Raw genomic sequence first — 18,569 nt, forward strand, 5'->3', positions numbered from 1 at the left:
CTTATTCTTCGCGAATACCGGAAAGTTCTGCACGGGAGAGCACCAGACGGGCGCGTTCAATCACCGGGCTGTCGACCATCTTGCCGTTAAGGGAAACGACGCCGAGACCTTCGCGGGCGGCGGCTTCTGCGGCTTCAACGACCAGACGCGCATGGGCGACCTCTTTACGCGTCGGCGCATAAAGGTTGTGCAGCAGTTCTATCTGGCGGGGGTTGATCAGTGACTTACCGTCAAAGCCCAACTGTTTAATGTGGGCGGCTTCTTGCAGGAAACCGGCTTCGTTGTTGGCGTCGGAATAGACGGTATCGAAGGCCTGAATACCGGCGGAACGCGCGGCCTGCAAAATGGCGCAGCGGGCGAACAGCAGTTCGGTGCCTTCCGGAGAGCGTTCGGTGCGCAGGTTGCGAACATAGTCTTCCGCGCCCAGCGCAATCCCGATCAACCGTTCAGAGGCGTGGGCGATTTCTACCGCGCGGGTAATACCCAGCGGCGATTCCACGGCGGCTAACAGGCCGGTACTGCCCGGTTCGCGACCGCAGGCGTTTTCAATGCGCAGAATTTCGTTTTCGATATCAATGACGTCCTGCGCGGTGTCGGTTTTCGGTAAACGCACCACGTCCGCGCCGCCGCGCACGACCGCTTCCAGATCGTTGACGCCCCATTCGGAGTCCAGCGCATTCACGCGGACGATGGTTTCGACGTCACGGTAAAGCGGGTGTTGCAGCGCGTGATATACCAGACGGCGCGCCGCATCTTTTTCGCGTAATGCAACGGAGTCTTCCAGGTCGAACATCAGCGCGTCGGCCGGGTAGATAAACGAATTGCTCACCATCGCCGCGTTGGCGCCCGGTACGAATAACATACTGCGGCGGGTGCGGGTTTTACGTTGTTGCAGAGAGGCGGAAATCATTGGCGATCCTCCCAGGGCAGAGCGGCAATACCGCTGGCGCGCGCCAGTAGCGTTTCCAGTCGGGCGCGCAAAATGCAGTCCAGAGCGCCTTTATCATCGACGTTCAGTTGTACGCCGCGCACGTCGTAGCGAGAAAGCACCTCCAGGATGGTGGCGCGAATGGCCTCGCCAAACTGTTTTTCAACGCTACTGTTGATTTGCAGGTCAATATCCTGCGTATCGAGCGGCGCAATGCGTATCATCACATCGCCGGACTCAAGCGTGCCTGCGACGGCTAGCTGGTTTATTTTCATTTTTCACCTGTTGCTAATACGGGGGACTTTTGACGGGCTGCCGCGCTGCCCGGATGGCGTTCGACCATGCCCTGCAAATAGCGCAGGGTGGCGTCGGGAACCAGCGGCGCGATAGCCGTGAGATCGTGTTTAACCAGCAGCTTGCGTACCCATGAGGCGGATATCGGCGTCTCCTGGAAGCAAAGCCGCTCTATTTCCACCAGCGTAATGGGTGGGGCGGGAAGCGTTGGCGTCTCCAGCCAGAAACGCATATCAAGGTTGTACTGGGCGGTAACGGTACAAAACGGCTCCGTACCGACAAAGCGGTGTGTGATGCCAAGCGCGGGCGCCAGATACTGGCGGAAAATCTTCAGGTCGATTTCGGTATAACAGTGATTAATGACGCTCTGCTCTTTAATGAAATAGCAGGGGAACGTCGCACGAGAAATAATGTATTCGGAGCCGCGGTGAACGGTTAAGCGCGGGATATCGGTAGTCCCTTTAAGGACCAGATCGAGTCGGTCTTCATAGGGAAAGCGTGATGTATCTTCTTTGACCAGGAACAGATGCAGCCAGTCGCACTGTGCCGCCGCCTGTTGGATCAGATAGCGATGGCCGTGCGTGAAAGGATTGGCGTTCATCACAATACAGCCAATTTTCTTTCCCTCGTGACGCAATGTCGCCAGCGATTCCGCATACCGTTTCAACCGGGTCGCGCTATTTTCCATTAAGACCATCACGCCAGGGACGCTGGCTATCGTCGAAAAGCTGCACTGTTTAAACAGCGCTTCGTATTCCGTTTTGGTATAAATAAAAAGATGGGTGCAGTGCCGCTCCCAGGCGAGATTAATCAATTCCGTCGCCAGCGTTAACGCTAAGCCTTCGCCGCGTACTGATTCGCTAATGGCCACGCATTTAATGATATTTCCGGCAATACCGCCGCAGGCAATAAGACGGTCATCACGGCTGACGGTAATAAACACTTCTACAGTGGTATCGACGCTTAAATCATTCTCTTTGAGAAAGTGAGCGATCTCCGCCATTTTTTTATTTTCAGAGCGTTTTACCCGAGTGAATACATTATTGCCAAACATAGTAAGAAATATCCTGGTGATATGCTTGTTGCCACTTTTCTGTATATGTTGCGCTGTGTTGCAACTTGATAACTTTTTCTTTTCAGTCAGAGTGGGAGTTTTTTTATGACGAGTTATTTATTTTTCTCTCTGACGTATACATCGTAAGGAGTATTTTGGTGGTAAATTTTGATTTATTTCACAAAGCGTTAGATGGTTTTTAAGTGTTTTATGGTTTTAAGTTTTTTAATTAATTTAATCGCCATTCCGGCGGTGGGTTTTAGTTGTTTAATTGATTTAATGTGGGGAATCTGTAACGATTGGTTTTTATATGCATCAAGATGCTGAAAACATTTTTATTACATTTGCGATAAATCTGAAGAGAAATGCCCATAAGGAACCTTAATGTCCTATCAGAAAAATAAAAAGCTGTTTCCTTTTTTTCGGCAACTCGCGTTTCCGTTACGTATTTTTCTGCTCATTCTGGTGGTTTCTGTTTTCATCGTGGCAGCGTTAGCACAATATTTGTCTGCCAGTTTCGAAGATTATCTGGCGTCCCATGTTCGTGATATGGCGATGAATCAGGCAAAAATTATTGCTTCTAACGACAGCATTATCGCTGCCGTAAAAAACCGGGACTATAAACGCCTGGCGATAATTGCGAATAAACTGCAGCGCGGGACGGATTTTGACTATGTGGTGATAGGCGATCGCCACTCGATCCGGCTTTACCATCCGAATCCGGAAAAAATCGGCTATCCCATGCAGTTTACGAAACCCGGCGCGCTGGAAAGAGGAGAAAGTTATTTCATTACCGGTAAGGGCTCAATAGGGATGGCGATGCGCGCCAAAACGCCTATCTTTGACAATAAAGGCAACGTGATCGGCGTTGTTTCAATTGGCTATCTGGTCAGTAAAATCGACTCCTGGCGGCTGGACTTCTTATTACCGATGGCGGGGGTTTTTGTCCTGTTGCTGGTGGTATTAATGCTGCTTTCCTGGTTTTTCGCCGCGCATATCCGCCGACAAATGCTGGGCATGGAGCCGAAACAGATTGCGCGCGTGGTACGCCAGCAGGAGGCGTTATTTAGCTCGGTTTATGAAGGGCTGATCGCCGTTGATCCGGAGGGACATATCACTGCGATTAACCGCAATGCGAGAAAAATGTTGGGGCTGCCGTCGCCGGGGCGTCAGTGGCTGGGCAAGCTGATAGCGGAAGTCGTCAATCCGGCAGACTTTTTTACCTGCCAGATCGCAGAAAGACGCCAGGACGTGATGGCCAACTTCAATGGCCTGAGCGTCATCGCCAATCGTGAGGCTATCCGTTCCGGCGAGGAGCTGCTGGGCGCTATTATTAGTTTTCGCAGCAAAGATGAAATCGCGACGTTGAACGCGCAGCTAACCCAGATTAAACAGTATGTTGAGAGCCTGCGCACGCTACGCCATGAGCACCTGAACTGGATGTCGACTCTGAACGGCCTGCTGCAAATGAAAGAGTATGATCGGGTCAGAGAGATGGTGCAGGGTGAGTCGCAGGCGCAGCAGCAACTTATTGATAGTTTACGCGGCGCCTTCGCCGATCGTCAGGTGGCCGGTTTGCTGTTTGGCAAAGTTCAGCGCGCGCGTGAACTGGGGCTCAAGATGGTGATTGTTCCCGGCAGCCAGCTACATCAACTGCCGGAGGGGCTGGATAGCACGGAGTTCGCCGCCATCGTCGGGAATCTGCTGGATAACGCGTTTGAGGCGAGTTTACGTACACAGGAAGGCGACAATACCATCGAACTTTTCCTGAGCGACGAGGGCGACGAGGTGGTGATAGAGGTCGCCGACCAGGGCTGCGGCGTTCCTGAAGCGCTGCGGGAAAAAATTTTTGAACAGGGCGTAAGTACCCGAACCGACGAACCCGGTGAGCATGGTATCGGGTTATATCTGATTGCAAGTTATGTGGGGCGCTGTGGCGGGGTCATTACGCTGGAAGACAATGATCCTTGTGGCACCTTATTTTCTTTATTCCTTCCGAAAGTGAAAAAAAACGATGACAGAACCATTAACCCTATTGATCGTTGAGGATGAAACGCTGCTGGCGGAAATGCACGCAGAATATATCCGCCATATTCCTGGCTTTAACCAGATATGGCTGGCGGGCAATCTGGCGCAGGCGAGAATGATGATTGACCGGTTCAAACCTGGATTAATTCTGTTGGATAATTATCTGCCGGATGGGAAGGGGATTACGCTGCTGCATGAATTAATGCAGTCGCGCTATCCCGGCGGCGTCGTGTTTACGACCGCCGCCAGTGACATGGAGACGGTAGCGGAAGCGGTACGTAGCGGTGCGTTTGATTATCTGGTCAAACCTATTGCTTATGAGCGTTTGGGGCAGACGCTGACCCGCTATCAACAGCGCAGACGTATGCTGGCGAGCGCGGATAGCGCAAGTCAGAAGCAGATAGATGAAATGTTCAACGCCTATGCGCGCGGCGAACCGAAAGGGGATTTGCCGACCGGTATTGATGCCTTAACCCTTAATGCGGTGATGAAGCTGTTTGCCGATCCAACCGTACGCCATACGGCTGAAACGGTCGCGCAGGCCTTAACGATAAGCCGCACCACATCCCGACGCTACCTGGAATATTGCGCGAGTCGGCACCTGATTGTCGCAGAGATTATTCATGGCAAAGTGGGCAGGCCGCAGCGTATTTACCACGGCGGCTAAGCCTGGTTTAAGATGCCGGGGCGATGTTTTCCCTCGCCCCGGCTTACGGGCTATCAGCCGCCAGTAACGGCGGAAGAGGCGCCTGGCACCATAATTTCCGTGGCGATAATGACGATCAACAGACCGACGATGACCGGAACGGACGTGCGCTTCACCACTTCAAACGGTGATATTTTAGCCATCCCGGCGACAGCGACCACGACGCCGGAGACCGGCGAAATCGTGCGCCCCAGGTTTGAGGCTTGCAGCATTGGGATAGATAAATAGGCTGGGTTGATGCCGGAGGAGTGCGCCAGTTTAGGGATCATCTCAACAAAGGCGTAAAAAGGCGCATTGCCTGAACCGGTGGTCATCGCGGCCAGCATGGTTAAAATCACTAATACCAGCATCAGAATAATGCTGGCGGAACCAAAAGAAGTGGCAATCGAGATCAGACTTTGGATAAAGCCAATGGTGCTCAGCCCCTGGGCGAAAACGCCCGCCGCGACCAGCAGCATCACAACGCCGGCAAACGCATCCGCCATGCCGCGATAAGCCACTTCCAGGCCGGAAAACACATTTTGCGTGTTGAAGCCGCGCACGAATTCCAGCACGGCGGCCAGCAGCATACAGATCACCAGAATGGTAATAATGTGCAACTGCGGCCCCCATTTACCGTCAAAAATCAGTACGCCGATAATGGGCGTGAACGGCAAAAGGGCATAAAACGCCGGGGCCGTGGTGGTAATCTCCGCCACGTCCAGCATCTCATGTGAAATGTTCTCTTTTTTATCCAGATAGCGTTGCCAGAAAAAGTGCGCAATCGCCATACCGATAATGGCGGCGATGGAAATCGGCAGCGTGGTTTTGAACGCAAAATCGATTAACGGCATCTCCGCCGCTTTTGCGGCTAAAACCACATCGCCAGACGTTGGCGAGAGGATGATGGCGGCCGGAGAGGCGCAAATAGCCGCCGCCGCGCCGCGGCTAATGCCGACGTTGACCATCACCGGGAAGAGAGTAGCCATGAGCAGTACGCCAAGCCCCGTCGCGGAAGAGACGGCCAGCGACATCAGGCAGGCGACAAAATAGGCGGCAATCATCAACAGGTAGGGCGAGTTTATGTACTGTAAAGGTTTCGACGCCAGCTTCACGACCATATCATTCGCGCCGATATGCGTCATATAGGCGGCAAAGCCGCACAGCATCATGATCATCATGCCAAGATCGCCGCCGCGACTCATAAGCAAAATTTTGATGTATTCAACAATATCTGTTGCGGTATAGCCGGTACTGGTTTCGCTGGCAGGTAATACCTTATGCCCCATCAGCGCGCTGATAATAAGCAGAACCAGACCGCCGACAAATAAAACGCCAGTGGCGGAATATCCCTTAATGATGTAGCGCGCTACACCCAAAATAACGACGACTCCGATAAGGAGTTCTATAACTGTTAGCATTGTTTCCCCTGTCTTATCGACACCCAGAGTAAAAATAAGAGCCACAAAAGCGGTATAAAAATGTACCGAATAAAGGATGGCGCCTTACTGATTAAAATCACGGCGCGGTTATTTTTTCATGTCATCGCTAAAGATGAAATATGCTTATACGAATTTTCTGTAGCGCTATAAGTATTAATTTATTGTTATTTTATTGTTTTATTTGTTGTGCTTTGTTTTGTGTTTTTTGTGAAAGCTTATTAAGGAGCGCGCGACGGTTCTGAGTGCTAAATCAAACGCCGTTAACCCGATACTCTCTCAGATTATTCTCTGTTTATAGTTTGTTAAGATTTTATTCAGGTTAATGTTGTTATTATCACAGTCGAATTTTTGAACGGTATGGCTGTTGTGATGATTATCAGAAAGTATTTTCTTATTATTGCTCTCCTTGTTATGCCATGGCTGGCTATTCCTTCAGTCTCTGCGGCGGATAAAGGGTGGTTTAACACGTTTACCGATAACGTCGCAGAAACGTGGCGACAGCCTGAGCATTATGATTTGTATGTCCCCGCCATTACCTGGCATGCGCGCTTTGCCTACGATAAAGAGAAAACGGATCGCTATAACGAGCGGCCGTGGGGCGTTGGTTTTGGTCAGTCGCGCTGGGACGATAAAGGCAACTGGCATGGCCTCTATATGATGGCCTTTAAAGATTCATTTAACAAATGGGAACCCATAGGCGGTTATGGCTGGGAAAAAACCTGGCGACCGCTGGAAGACGATAATTTTCGTCTGGGACTGGGCTTTACCGCAGGCGTTACCGCGCGCGACAACTGGAATTATATTCCCATCCCTGTGCTGTTGCCTTTAGCGTCGATAGGCTATGGTCCCGCTACCTTTCAGATGACCTACATTCCGGGTTCGTATAACAACGGAAACGTCTATTTCGCCTGGATGCGTTTCCAGTTTTGACGGGGAAGGGCATTGTTCTGTTGTGAATTAAAAAGCCTTAAAAAACAATAAGTAGATAGAGTTAGCTAAAAATTAACGCGATATTTATCACTTTTTCGCAAAGTTCGACTGGACAAAATGCATCACAATTGTTGTACTGGTATCCGACACAGCATTTGTGTCTATTTTTCATGTAAAGGTAATTTTGATGTCTAAGATTAAAGGTAACGTTAAGTGGTTTAATGAATCCAAAGGATTCGGTTTCATTACTCCGGAAGATGGCAGCAAAGACGTGTTCGTACACTTCTCTGCAATCCAGACCAATGGTTTTAAAACTCTGGCTGAAGGTCAGCGCGTAGAGTTCGAAATCACTAACGGTGCCAAAGGCCCTTCCGCTGCAAACGTAACTGCTCTGTAAGCATACGTCCGACAGCAAGATTTCAAAACCCGCCCTTTCGGCGGGTTTTTTTTGCGCTTAACGCGCCGCTGCGGCGGAAAATAGCCAGAATGCCAGCGCCGTCATGGCAAACGAACCTAACAGGTTAATCAGCACATTCAGCAGCGCCCAGCCAAAGCGCCCCTCTTGCAGCAAGAATACCACTTCGGCAGAAAAAGTAGAAAAGGTCGTCAGGCCGCCGCAAAAGCCGGTTGTGATGAGCACTTTCCACATCGGATCGATATGTGTCATGCGGTTAAACCAGGCGAACCCCATGCCGATAATAAACGCGCCAAGCAAATTTGCTGTTAGCGTACCGATGGGAATCGCCTGATGAAGCGGATTAAAACGCATACTTAGCATCCACCGGGCTACGCTCCCCGTTCCACCGCCGATAAAAACTGCTAAAAGAAGCTGTAACACTGCCGAATCCTTTATTTAATTGCTATACAAGAGGAGTGTAACGCCGAACACGCATAATTGGCGAGTCCTGACAGAGGTGTGGGAGGGGATATGTTCGTTGCAGCCGGGCAGTTTGTGGTGAGTTCTGTATGGGAAGAGAATGCGCAAGTTTGCGTTTCGTTAATGGCTCAGGCGGCGGGCCGCGGCGTATCGCTTCTGGTGTTGCCTGAGGGGATATTAGCGCGAGATGACATCGACCTTGACCTGCCGATTCGCGCCGCGCAGCCGCTGGATGGCGCGTTTATGACGCGGCTTCTGGAAGAAAGCGCTCATAATAATATGACGACGATATTCACTATCCTTGTCCCGTCAACGCCTGGACGGGCGGTTAATATGCTGGTGGCGCTACGGGCGGGTCACATTGTCGCGCGTTACGCGAAGCTGCATCTCTATGATGCGTTTTCGATGCAAGAATCCCAAAGTATTGATGCCGGAACCGTTATCGCGCCTGTGCTGGACGTGGAGGGGGTTAAGGTGGGGCTTATGACCTGTTATGACCTGCGCTTTCCGGATATGGCGTTAGCGCTGGCTTTACAGGGGGCTGACGTATTGGCGCTGCCGACGGGCTGGGTTCGCGGCCCGTTGAAAGAGCAGCAGTGGTCGACGCTGCTGGCGGCGAGAGCGCTGGATTCCACCTGCTATATGATTGCGGCCGGGGAGTGTGGTAATCGTAATATTGGTCAAAGTCGTATTATCGATCCGTTGGGGGTAACGATAGCCGCGGCAGCCGATCGTCCGGCGCTGATCGTCGCGGAAATATTCAGAGAACGAATAGACCAGGTGCGGGAGCAACTTCCTCTTTTGCAGCAACGACGATTTGCGCCACCGCAATTATTATGATGTTTTTTTACGCAAAGCTTGATTCACCTTGTTACAGATTGCTATTGTGTGCGCGCGTCGAAAGACCGTTAATATTCTCAGGTTAATCCGGCGCGTTACGCAGCCTGTTTTTAGTGAAGAAGGTATCTATGGGTGAGATTAGTATTACCAAACTGCTGGTGGTTGCCGCACTGGTTGTTCTGCTGTTTGGTACCAAGAAGTTACGTACGCTGGGCGGAGACCTGGGCACGGCGATTAAAGGATTCAAGAAAGCAATGAACGATGAAGACGCGGGCGTTAAGAAAGACGTCGACGGTAGCGTTCAGGCTGAAAAACTCTCGCATAAAGAGTAATAGCGCAACGCGCTTGCTCCGCAGAGTAAAAAAACCGGCAAGTTGCCGGTTTTTTTTGCCTGAAATGTAAGCGTCTATTACACGATCATTTCACTTCCATGCCTTTGGCCTGGAGATCAGCATGGTACGAAGAACGTACAAAGGGGCCACAGGCGGCATGGGTAAAGCCCATCGCCAGAGCTTCCGCTTTCATCTCGTCAAACTCTTCCGGGCTGACATAACGCTGTACCGGCAGGTGATGGCGGCTTGGCTGTAGATACTGACCAAGCGTCAGCATGGTAACGCCGTGACGGCGTAAGTCGCGCATAACCTCAATGATTTCCGCATTGGTTTCGCCTAAGCCCACCATCAGACCCGATTTTGTTGGAATTTCCGGGTGTGCTTCTTTGAAGCGTTCCAGTAATTTCAGCGACCAGTTGTAATCGGCGCCCGGACGAACCTGGCGGTAAATACGCGGCACGTTTTCCAGGTTGTGGTTAAACACATCCGGCGGCGTCGCGTTAAGGATATCCAGCGCGCGATCCATACGTCCACGGAAGTCTGGCACCAGGGTCTCTATTTTTATCTCCGGGCTTTTGGCGCGGATGGCGGTGATGCAGTCAGCAAAGTGCTGGGCGCCGCCGTCACGCAGATCGTCACGGTCGACAGAGGTGATGACCACATAGCGTAGCGCCATGTCGGCGATCGTTTGCGCCAGTTTCTGCGGCTCTTCCGCATCCGGCGCAACGGGGCGGCCATGGGCGACATCACAGAACGGACAGCGGCGAGTGCAAATGGCGCCAAGGATCATAAACGTAGCGGTACCGTGGTTGAAACATTCAGCCAGGTTTGGGCAAGACGCTTCCTCGCAGACAGAATGCAGGCCATTTTTGCGCATTGCGGCTTTGATGCCCTGGATACGGGTAGAATCCGCCGGAAGTTTTATTTTCATCCATTCCGGTTTACGTAGTAGAGCGTCGCGCTCTGTGACCACATTTTTAACCGGGATAAGAGCCATCTTATCGGCATCGCGGTATTTTACACCGCGTTCCATCACAATGGGTTTACTCATAGCGTGCGTGTTCCAGTTGCGAATAACGAAGGAAAGCGTTTCAATTCAAGGGAAAGTTGTATTTATCAACTATTTTTGAATTTGTGACACGCAGTATATCATTGATAAGGGCCATAAAGCAGCCTGACAGCCCGGCAAAATGTAAAATAGTTGTTGTTTTGTGCTGTTTGCCCATATCTTCCGTGACCTGAATGCAACATTTTTGTCAGAACGCCTCACGGATGATATCAATGACGTTCTCCAGCACCGGATCGCGCAGACTCAGTTTATTGTAATGCAGCGAGAACTCGACCTGTTCACTATTCACCGGCGCGTAGGGAAGGCGTTCAAGCGGCCAGCAACGGCTAAATAAGTCGTAGAAGCGGGTGGGCATCAGTCCCAGCAGATCGCTGCTGGCGATCAGCGAGGCAATGGTAAAAATATTGTAGCTGCTAAAACTGATTTGCTGATCGGGAAATGTCTCCTGCAGTCGCTGGCGCAGCAGGGAAAGATGTTGTCCCTCCAGCATCAGAAAGGTGTGATCCGCGCTGTTCAGTCTTTCTTCAGTAATGGCGTTCGCCAGACACGGATGATGCTGGCGGCAGACAATCTCAAGCGTATCGCTAAACAGGACGTGATGCTGAATGCTCCGGTTGTTATAGCTATGGGTATTGATAATGAGATCGGTCTGAAACTGACTAAGCTGGCTTTCGGCATCGTCTACCGGAATGTTGCGCAGCAAAAGCTGAGGATAACGCGGCCTGATGGCCTGGTAAATAATCGGCATCACTAGCGCGCCGACCGAAGGCGTCGTGCCAATTGTAATGGTGCGTTGCTTATCATAGCTGCCCGTAAGATCCAGGGCGCCAAGAATAGATTCCAGCCCCTGGCTGATGTATTCGTGCAGATGCGTAGCATACGTCGTGGGCGTTACGCCCTGGCCTTTGCGAATAAACAGCGGATCGGGAAATATAGTCCGTAATTTTTGAATGGACTGGCTAATGGCTGACGGCGTCAGGTTAAGAATTTTCGCTGCATTGACGATCCCTTTATGGACATATACGGCCTCGAAAATCGTCAACAGATTGAGGTCAATATTTCTCAGTGTTCTGAAAATTTGCGGTTTGTCCTGTAGGTGTTGATCGGCCGGTTGTCTTTCTGCCTGATTATTATCACTCACGCTCTGGCTCCGAATTCATTCGTATTATGAATAATAGATGAAATAGTATATTTTGCATTTATGGGTTGGTTTTAAAATTACTCTTATGAATGTATTTTTAGTCATTTCAATAAGATAAGTAACAGCAAGGCCGGGATTTTGTTCACGGAAAATTCCTCATCATGAGGACTGAAGAGGCCATGCCGCCTGGCGGCTACAGCAGGGATATAACGAAAATATAGAAAGCGGGGGGAGAAGTAAAGCATTCAAATCATATATGATTAATGACCCATAAATTTCTTGGGCCATTATATTTTACGCATTAAGCAGCAATATATTCATACGGTGGATTATTTAGCAGAGCTAAAATATTCGCCAGCAAGCGGGGCGCAATATTATCCGTGGTAGCGTCTTCCTTCCACTGCGTTATTTTGGCCATTTCCATGCCGGCATAACCACACGGGTTGATGCGTAGGAAAGGAGAAAGATCCATGTTAACGTTTAGCGCTAAACCGTGGAATGAGCAGCCGCGACGGATACGTAAACCCAGCGAGCAGATTTTCTTTTCACCCACATAGACGCCCGGCGCATCGGCGCGCGGATGCGCCTCAATACCAATTTCAGCCAGCGTATTCACCACGGTCTGTTCAAGTAGGGTGACTAAATCACGCACGCCCAGTTTACGTCGTTTCAGGTTAAGTAAAACGTACATTACCTGTTGGCCCGGACCATGATAGGTCACCTGTCCTCCACGATCGCTCTGCACAACGGGAATATCGCCAGGCATCAATATATGTTCCGCTTTACCGGCCTGGCCCTGGGTAAACACCGGGTAATGCTCAACCAACCAGATTTCATCATGGCTGTTTTCATCGCGCATATCGGTAAAGTTATGCATGGCCTGAGAGATAGCTTCATAGGGCTGAAGGCCGAGCTGGCGGACAAGGATTTTATCCTGATACAAAACGGCATCTCCGTAGAGAATGAAAAAAGAGAGGAAAGTATATCACAGCGGGGGAGGCGGGGAGTTACCCGGATAAGACCGGGTAACCGTCTGGATGTATTACAATACCATTCGCACGATATCAATATTGCCCAGTTCTTCGTACAGCGTTTCAACCTGTTCAATATGGGTGGCATTAATGGTGATAGAGACCGAGTGGTAGTTGCCTTTGCTGCTCGGTTTTACCGTCGGAGAGTAATCACCAGGCGCATGGCGCTGTACCACTTCAACCACCTGATCAACCAGCTCAGGTAACGCCTGCCCCATTACTTTGTAAGTAAATGGCGTAGGGAATTCAAGCAGTTCGTTAAGTTTGGTTTTCATGTCAGCTCCGGCATTACGTAAAAAAATAACAACTCCCGCCACAGGGCGGGAGTTTTACTGATGCATAGTATATGGGGACGAAAATCACACTTTCAAGCGTTCAATTTTTATCCAAACCAGTGATGGAACATTAATTTAATGTAATCAATGATTTTACCGAAGAAGTTCCCTTCCGGGATCTCTTGCAGTACGACCAGCGGACGCTGCTCGATGGTTTTACCGTCCAGCTGGAAGTTGATGGTGCCGACCACCTGGTTTTTCTGCAGCGGCGCGTGCAGTTCTGCGGTATTCAGTACATAGCTCGCTTTCAAATCTTTCATGCGGCCGCGAGGGATCGTCAGGTAAACGTCTTTATCAACGCCCAGCGAGGCGCGATCGGTATTACCAAACCAGGCGGGTTCAGAGGCGAACTCTTTACCAGCCTTCAGCGGATTAACGGTTTCAAAGAAACGGAAGCCCCACGTCAGCAGTTTTTTGCTTTCTGTTTCACGGCCTTTATAGGTTCGTCCGCCCATTACGGCGGAAATCAACCGCATCTGGCCTTCGGTTGCGGAAGCGACCAGATTATAGCCCGCTTTGCTGGTATGGCCGGTTTTGATGCCGTCCACATTCAGGCTGTTATCCCACAGCAGACCGTTACGGTTTAACTGGCGAATGCCGTTAAAGGTGAACTCTTTTTCTTTATAAACGGCATATTCGTTAGGCACATCGCGAATTAACGCCTGACCAATCAGCGCCATATCGCGAGCTGAACTGTATTGTCCGTCGGCGTCCAGGCCGTGTACGGTCTGGAAGTGGGTATTTTTCAGCCCCAACGCGTTCACATAGCTGTTCATCAGTCCGACGAAAGCATCCTGGCTACCGGCGGCGAAATCAGCCATCGCCACACAGGCGTCATTGCCGGATTGCAGATTGATGCCGCGTATCAACTGAGAGACCGGTACCTGCATTCCCGGCTTGAGGAACATCAGCGAGGAGCCTTTAAATACCGGATTGCCGGTGGCCCAGGCGTCATTACCGACGGTAACCAGGTCGGTTTCTTTAAATTTACCCGCTTTCATTGCCTGTCCGATGACGTAACTGGTCATCATCTTCGTCAGACTAGCCGGGTCGCGACGTTCGTCGGCGTTTTGTTCCGCCAGAACTTTGCCGGAGTTGTAGTCGATCAGGATGTAGGATTCCGCATCGATCTGCGGAACGCCCGGGATCATAGTTTTGATATTCAGGTCATCGGCATGTGCGGTTGAGATAAACGCGGCACAAAGCGCCGTGGTGAGCGCCATGCGCTGCATAAAACGAGCGGAAAAAGTGGTCTTCATGGTCTGAACTACGACGTCCGTGATGAAATTAAAAAAAGAGCCCTACTATAGCAAAAGCATAACTGGCAGGCATCTGACTTTCCGCGTGACTTTGTTAATGTCATTTACAGAAATTGACAGTACAGATACCTGCGATCGGTTACTGCGCGCTGGCGATAAAGGACTGTAATTGTGCTTCTGTTTGCAAACGTTGCTGTAATGCGCTGGCTTCGGCTTTACTGGCAAAAGGCCCCAGTTGAATACGCCAGACCGCGCCGTTTTGTATTACGCGTCCTGGTACGCTGAACTGCTGGCTTAAACGCTGTTGGTACTGCTGCGCACGCGTTTGATCGCTGACGGCGCCGACCTGGACGACGAAACGACCGCTCGCCGCGGCGGCAGGCGCGCTCACCGGGGCAGATACCGGGGCCGCGGCAGCAGGCGCGCTCACCGGCGTCGCAGTCGCTGGAGCCGTCACCGGCGCGGAAACCGGCGCTGTCTGTGGTGCCGGCGTCGGTTCATTACTCTCCAGCACGCCAGGCGCCAGCGTAGTCGGCGCGCCGAGGAAGCCGCTGCTGCTCACCGGCGCGCCGGTGGTATCGTCACTTTTCAACGTGGCATTGCTGACCGGAAGAACGTCGCCTTGCGGTTGCGCAGGCGCTGAAGAGGCGCTTCCCATTCCGCCGCTTAAATCAGGGCGCGGGGGCAGAGCGTAGGTCTGTTTCGCCACCGTCGTACAGGCCATCCCCGGGCCGGAGAGCGAACCATCCGGCGCTACGATAATGGGGTCAATCCGTACTTTAGTATTATTCGAGGTATTCAGACGATCCGCCGCCGCGCGGGACAGGGAGATGACCCGATCGGTGCCATAGGGGCCGCGATCGTTAATACGCACGACGATCATGCGACCGTTGGCCAGGTTGGTGATTCGCGCATAGCTGGGGATAGGCAGTGTCGGATGGGCGGCGGTAAGCTGCATCGGATCGAACATCTCCCCGGAGGCGGTTAAATTACTGCCGGGTTCCGCATCATAAATAGCGGCCAGGCCAGCCTGGCTAAAGCGGGACGGATCCTGAACGATTTTATAACTTTTACCGTCACGCTGATAATCCTGGTTTGCGGTCGGATTCAGAGGTTCATAACGCGGTTCCGCTCCGCTGATTTCCACAGTCGGACCATTACATACCGCAGGTTGCGGCGCGACGGTGGTTTGCTGCTGACCGCCGTCATTAGTACATGCCGCGAGTAGTACTATCCCTGCCGCGACGCAGATTACAGGCAACTGCTTACGCATTGCGCACCCCTTATACGCTTTTCGACAACATTTTTCTGTGGGTGTGGATCGACATCACAATCCCGAACCCGGCCATCAGCACAATCAGTGCGGAGCCCCCGTAGCTGACCAGGGGTAAAGGTACTCCAACCACAGGCAGAATACCGCTCACCATACCAATATTTACGAAGACATAAACGAATAATATTAACATTAATCCGCCAGCCATCACGCGACCAAATGTAGTTTGCGCTCTGGCGGCAATCCACAAGCCGCGCATTATTAGCAAAATATAGAGCGCGAGCAGAATCAGGATGCCCACCAGACCGAGCTCTTCCGCCAGTACCGCGAAGATAAAGTCGGTATGGCGCTCGGGTAAAAACTCCAGCTGCGACTGGGTGCCGTGGAGCCAGCCTTTACCGCGCAGGCCGCCTGAGCCAATGGCGATTTTAGACTGAATAATATGATAGCCCGCGCCCAGCGGATCGGTCTCCGGATCAAGGAGCATCATGACGCGCTGGCGTTGGTAATCGTGCATCAGGAAAAACCACAAAATAGGAATAAATGCAGCGATCAATACAATGGCGACCCCAATTAAGCGCCAGCTCAGACCAGACAAAAATAGGACAAAGAGACCGGAAAGGGCGACCAGAATAGACGTCCCCAGGTCCGGCTGGGCGGCGACCAGCAGGGTAGGCATAAAGATTAATACCAGGGCGATGGCGGTATTTTTCAGCGAGGGCGGGCAGACGTCGCGGTTAATAAAGCGGGCGACCATCAGCGGCACGGCGATTTTGGCTATTTCCGAAGGCTGAAAGCGAACGATTCCCAGATCGAGCCAGCGCTGCGCGCCTTTGGATATTGCGCCGAAGGCATCAACGGCGACCAGCAAAATGATACAAATGATATAGAGATAGGGCGCCCAGCCTTCATACACGCGCGGCGGGATCTGCGCCATCACCACCATAACCACCAGCCCCATCGCAATCTGACCGATTTTACGCTCCATCATGCCGATGTCCTGGCCGCTGGCGCTCCAGATGACCAATGCGCTGTAAACCAGTAACGCCAGCAGAATAAGTAGCATCGTGGGATCGATATGAATTTTATCCCAGAAGGTTTTTTTGTTCGGATTATCCGTCATGATTATTGGTCCTCCGCCGCTGCAACCACCGGGTTTTCCGCAGGCAAATGGGTGTTGTTGTCGCCCAGCATGATGTGATCAAGGATTTGGCGCATGATTGTGCCTACAGCCGGGCCTGCGCCGCCGTTTTCAAGGATGATCGCGACGGCGACCTGGGGATTGTTATACGGCGCAAAGGCGGTCATTAATTTATGGTCGCGCAGGCGCTCGGCGATTTTATGCGCATTGTACGTTTCGTTGGCCTTCAGGCCAAAGACCTGCGCGGTGCCCGACTTCGCCGCGATTTTATAGGGCGCGCTGGCAAAATATTTATGCGCCGTGCCGTTAGGGCGGTTGGCGACGCCATACATGCCATCTTTCGCAATTTCCCAGTAGCCGGAGTGAATATCGCCCACCGGCGGCTCATGCGGCTGTACCCACGGCACCTGTTTACCGTTTTCCGCGGTGCTCATTAACAGGTGCGGGACTTTAACTACACCGTCGTTAATAAGGATCATCAGCGCCTTACTCATCTGAATCGGCGTTGCCGTCCAGTAGCCCTGGCCGATGCCCACCGGAATCGTATCGCCCTGATACCACGGTTTTTTAAAGCGTTTCTGTTTCCACTCGCGGGTCGGCATATTACCAGAGCGCTCTTCTGCGAGATCAATTCCGGTATAGTGACCATAGCCGAACTTACCCATCCATTCTGACAGGCGATCGATCCCCATGTCATAGGCCACCTGATAGAAGAAGGTATCCGCCGACTCTTCAAGGGATTTGGTGATATTCAGATGCCCGTGGCCCCATTTTTTCCAGTCGCGGTAGCGTTTCTCAGACCCCGGCAACTGCCACCAGCCAGGGTCGAAAAGACTGGTGTTACGGGTGATGACGCCAGCGCTTAATGCCGATACGGCGACGTAAGGCTTAACGGTAGAAGCGGGTGGGTAGACACCCTGAGTCGCGCGGTTCACTAATGGCGTGTTCGGGTCGTTAAGCAGCCCGGAGTAATCTTTGCTGGAGATGCCGTCCACGAAAAGGTTAGGGTCGTAACTTGGCATGGAGACCAGCGATAGCACGCCGCCGGTACGCGGATCGGTGACAATCACCGCCGCGCGACTGCCTGCCAGCAGCGTTTCAATATACTGCTGGAGCTTGAGATCCAGCGTCAGGTAGATATCGTGTCCGGCCTGCGGCGGCACCTCTTTGAGTTGGCGAATAACGCGACCGCGGTTGTTGACTTCAACCTCTTCATAACCGGTTTGCCCATGCAGAATATCTTCATAGTAGCGCTCAATGCCCAGCTTGCCGATGTCATGGGTGGCGGCGTAGTTCGCCAGTTTGTTTTCTCTGTCGAGACGCTCGACGTCTTTATCATTGATTTTCGATACGTAGCCGATAACGTGGGTCAGCGCCGATCCGTATGGATAATAGCGGCGTTTATAGCCTTTGACTTCGACGCCCGGAAAACGGTACTGGTTGACAGCAAAGCGCGCGACCTGAACTTCCGTCAGGTTTGTTTTCACCGGAATAGAAGTAAAGCGATGGGATCGGGCGCGCTCTTTTTTAAAGGCGGCGATATCGTCGTCGTTTAAATCGACCACACTGCGTAGCGCATCCAGCGTTTGCTGAACGTTATCCACCTTTTCCGGCATCATTTCAATCTGATAGATAGTGCGGTTCAGCGCAAGGGGAATGCCGTTACGGTCGTAGATTATCCCGCGGCTTGGCGCAATTGGCACCAGCTTGATACGGTTTTCGTTCGAGCGGGTCTGGTAATCGGTAAAACGGAGAATTTGCAGATTATACAAATTGGCGATCAGTACGCCGGTCAGCAGCAAAATACCCAAAAAGGCGACCAGCGCCCGACGCACAAACAGTGCGGACTCAGCCGTATAGTCACGAAAAGAATTTTGTCGTTTCATCCGCTGCTTAATCTTCTCAAGACT

At 51.8% G+C, this 18,569-nt stretch carries 19 protein-coding genes; 6 read left to right on the forward strand and 13 right to left on the reverse strand.

Annotation, left to right across the window (positions count from 1 at the left end; all coding sequences use genetic code 11):
* Nucleotide 1: 1 nt before the first annotated feature.
* The 3 genes from citE to citC are packed head-to-tail and all read right to left on the reverse strand — an operon-like array spanning nucleotide 2 to nucleotide 2,276.
* Nucleotides 2-910, reverse strand: coding sequence for a citrate (pro-3S)-lyase subunit beta (gene citE, locus ACLJQJ_RS01795; RefSeq protein ID WP_000622342.1), 909 nt, complete (start codon nucleotides 908-910; stop codon nucleotides 2-4).
* Complete coding sequence (gene citD, locus ACLJQJ_RS01800) at nucleotides 907-1,203, reverse strand: citrate lyase acyl carrier protein (RefSeq protein WP_000700679.1); 297 nt, start codon at nucleotides 1,201-1,203, stop codon at nucleotides 907-909. Before citD ends, citE begins: the two co-directional genes overlap by 4 nt.
* Nucleotides 1,200-2,276 (reverse strand): [citrate (pro-3S)-lyase] ligase, encoded by a 1,077-nt coding sequence (gene citC / locus ACLJQJ_RS01805; protein ID WP_000467872.1) that lies wholly within the window; start codon nucleotides 2,274-2,276, stop codon nucleotides 1,200-1,202. The genes citD and citC overlap by 4 nt, the downstream gene beginning before the upstream one ends.
* A gap of 384 nt (nucleotides 2,277-2,660) precedes the next feature.
* Here citC and dpiB point away from each other — a divergent pair, with 384 nt between their 5' ends.
* Together dpiB and dpiA are read left to right on the forward strand one after the other, a co-directional pair.
* Nucleotides 2,661-4,322 (forward strand): sensor histidine kinase DpiB, encoded by a 1,662-nt coding sequence (gene dpiB, locus ACLJQJ_RS01810; RefSeq protein WP_023206859.1) that lies wholly within the window; start codon nucleotides 2,661-2,663, stop codon nucleotides 4,320-4,322.
* Nucleotides 4,291-4,971 carry a two-component response regulator DpiA gene (gene dpiA / locus ACLJQJ_RS01815; protein ID WP_000138786.1) on the forward strand — a complete coding sequence of 227 codons (681 nt, stop codon included), beginning with the start codon at nucleotides 4,291-4,293 and terminating at the stop codon, nucleotides 4,969-4,971. The genes dpiB and dpiA overlap by 32 nt, the downstream gene beginning before the upstream one ends.
* Nucleotides 4,972-5,024: 53 nt before the next feature.
* On the opposite strand, the gene dcuC is transcribed toward dpiA, so the two are convergent.
* Nucleotides 5,025-6,410 carry an anaerobic C4-dicarboxylate transporter DcuC gene (gene dcuC, locus ACLJQJ_RS01820; RefSeq protein ID WP_063808920.1) on the reverse strand — a complete coding sequence of 462 codons (1,386 nt, stop codon included), beginning with the start codon at nucleotides 6,408-6,410 and terminating at the stop codon, nucleotides 5,025-5,027.
* Between the two features lie 378 nt (nucleotides 6,411-6,788).
* On the opposite strand from dcuC, the gene pagP reads away from it, so the two are divergent.
* Both pagP and cspE read left to right on the forward strand, forming a co-directional pair.
* A complete protein-coding gene (pagP, locus tag ACLJQJ_RS01825) occupies nucleotides 6,789-7,361 on the forward strand; it encodes a lipid IV(A) palmitoyltransferase PagP (protein WP_001623090.1) in 573 nt (190 codons plus the stop codon).
* A 187-nt stretch (nucleotides 7,362-7,548) separates the two neighbouring features.
* Nucleotides 7,549-7,758: a transcription antiterminator/RNA stability regulator CspE gene (cspE, locus tag ACLJQJ_RS01830; RefSeq protein WP_000034826.1), complete on the forward strand. Its 210-nt coding sequence runs from the start codon at nucleotides 7,549-7,551 to the stop codon at nucleotides 7,756-7,758.
* Between the two features lie 57 nt (nucleotides 7,759-7,815).
* Here the strand turns inward: cspE and crcB are convergent, their stop codons facing one another.
* On the reverse strand, nucleotides 7,816-8,199 hold the full coding sequence (gene crcB, locus ACLJQJ_RS01835; RefSeq protein ID WP_000939753.1) for a fluoride efflux transporter CrcB: 384 nt from the start codon (nucleotides 8,197-8,199) through the stop codon (nucleotides 7,816-7,818).
* Between the two features lie 90 nt (nucleotides 8,200-8,289).
* On the opposite strand from crcB, the gene ACLJQJ_RS01840 reads away from it, so the two are divergent.
* Nucleotides 8,290-9,078, forward strand: coding sequence for a deaminated glutathione amidase (locus tag ACLJQJ_RS01840; RefSeq protein WP_001523350.1), 789 nt, complete (start codon nucleotides 8,290-8,292; stop codon nucleotides 9,076-9,078).
* A gap of 128 nt (nucleotides 9,079-9,206) precedes the next feature.
* On the forward strand, nucleotides 9,207-9,410 hold the full coding sequence (gene tatE / locus ACLJQJ_RS01845) for a twin-arginine translocase subunit TatE (protein ID WP_000503938.1): 204 nt from the start codon (nucleotides 9,207-9,209) through the stop codon (nucleotides 9,408-9,410).
* A gap of 85 nt (nucleotides 9,411-9,495) precedes the next feature.
* On the opposite strand, the gene lipA is transcribed toward tatE, so the two are convergent.
* From lipA to mrdA, 8 genes are all read right to left on the reverse strand, one after another.
* Entirely contained in the window at nucleotides 9,496-10,461 is a 966-nt protein-coding gene (gene lipA, locus ACLJQJ_RS01850; protein WP_000042640.1) for a lipoyl synthase, read from the reverse strand.
* 205 nt (nucleotides 10,462-10,666) lie between these two features.
* Entirely contained in the window at nucleotides 10,667-11,620 is a 954-nt protein-coding gene (locus tag ACLJQJ_RS01855) for a YbeF family transcriptional regulator (RefSeq protein WP_001282817.1), read from the reverse strand.
* 301 nt (nucleotides 11,621-11,921) lie between these two features.
* Complete coding sequence (gene lipB, locus ACLJQJ_RS01860) at nucleotides 11,922-12,563, reverse strand: lipoyl(octanoyl) transferase LipB (protein ID WP_000284009.1); 642 nt, start codon at nucleotides 12,561-12,563, stop codon at nucleotides 11,922-11,924.
* 99 nt (nucleotides 12,564-12,662) lie between these two features.
* Nucleotides 12,663-12,926 carry a DUF493 family protein YbeD gene (ybeD, locus tag ACLJQJ_RS01865; protein WP_000850547.1) on the reverse strand — a complete coding sequence of 88 codons (264 nt, stop codon included), beginning with the start codon at nucleotides 12,924-12,926 and terminating at the stop codon, nucleotides 12,663-12,665.
* 107 nt (nucleotides 12,927-13,033) lie between these two features.
* A complete protein-coding gene (gene dacA / locus ACLJQJ_RS01870) occupies nucleotides 13,034-14,245 on the reverse strand; it encodes a D-alanyl-D-alanine carboxypeptidase DacA (RefSeq protein ID WP_000858711.1) in 1,212 nt (403 codons plus the stop codon).
* Between the two features lie 139 nt (nucleotides 14,246-14,384).
* Entirely contained in the window at nucleotides 14,385-15,518 is a 1,134-nt protein-coding gene (gene rlpA / locus ACLJQJ_RS01875) for an endolytic peptidoglycan transglycosylase RlpA (RefSeq protein ID WP_023201922.1), read from the reverse strand.
* A 10-nt stretch (nucleotides 15,519-15,528) separates the two neighbouring features.
* Complete coding sequence (gene mrdB / locus ACLJQJ_RS01880) at nucleotides 15,529-16,641, reverse strand: peptidoglycan glycosyltransferase MrdB (RefSeq protein ID WP_000131713.1); 1,113 nt, start codon at nucleotides 16,639-16,641, stop codon at nucleotides 15,529-15,531.
* 2 nt (nucleotides 16,642-16,643) lie between these two features.
* Nucleotides 16,644-18,545: a peptidoglycan DD-transpeptidase MrdA gene (mrdA, locus tag ACLJQJ_RS01885; protein ID WP_000828700.1), complete on the reverse strand. Its 1,902-nt coding sequence runs from the start codon at nucleotides 18,543-18,545 to the stop codon at nucleotides 16,644-16,646.
* Nucleotides 18,546-18,569: the final 24 nt, after the last annotated feature.

This window comes from Salmonella sp. SAL04202 (assembly GCF_046550775.1).
In the GTDB taxonomy this organism is placed as follows: domain Bacteria; phylum Pseudomonadota; class Gammaproteobacteria; order Enterobacterales; family Enterobacteriaceae; genus Salmonella; species Salmonella enterica.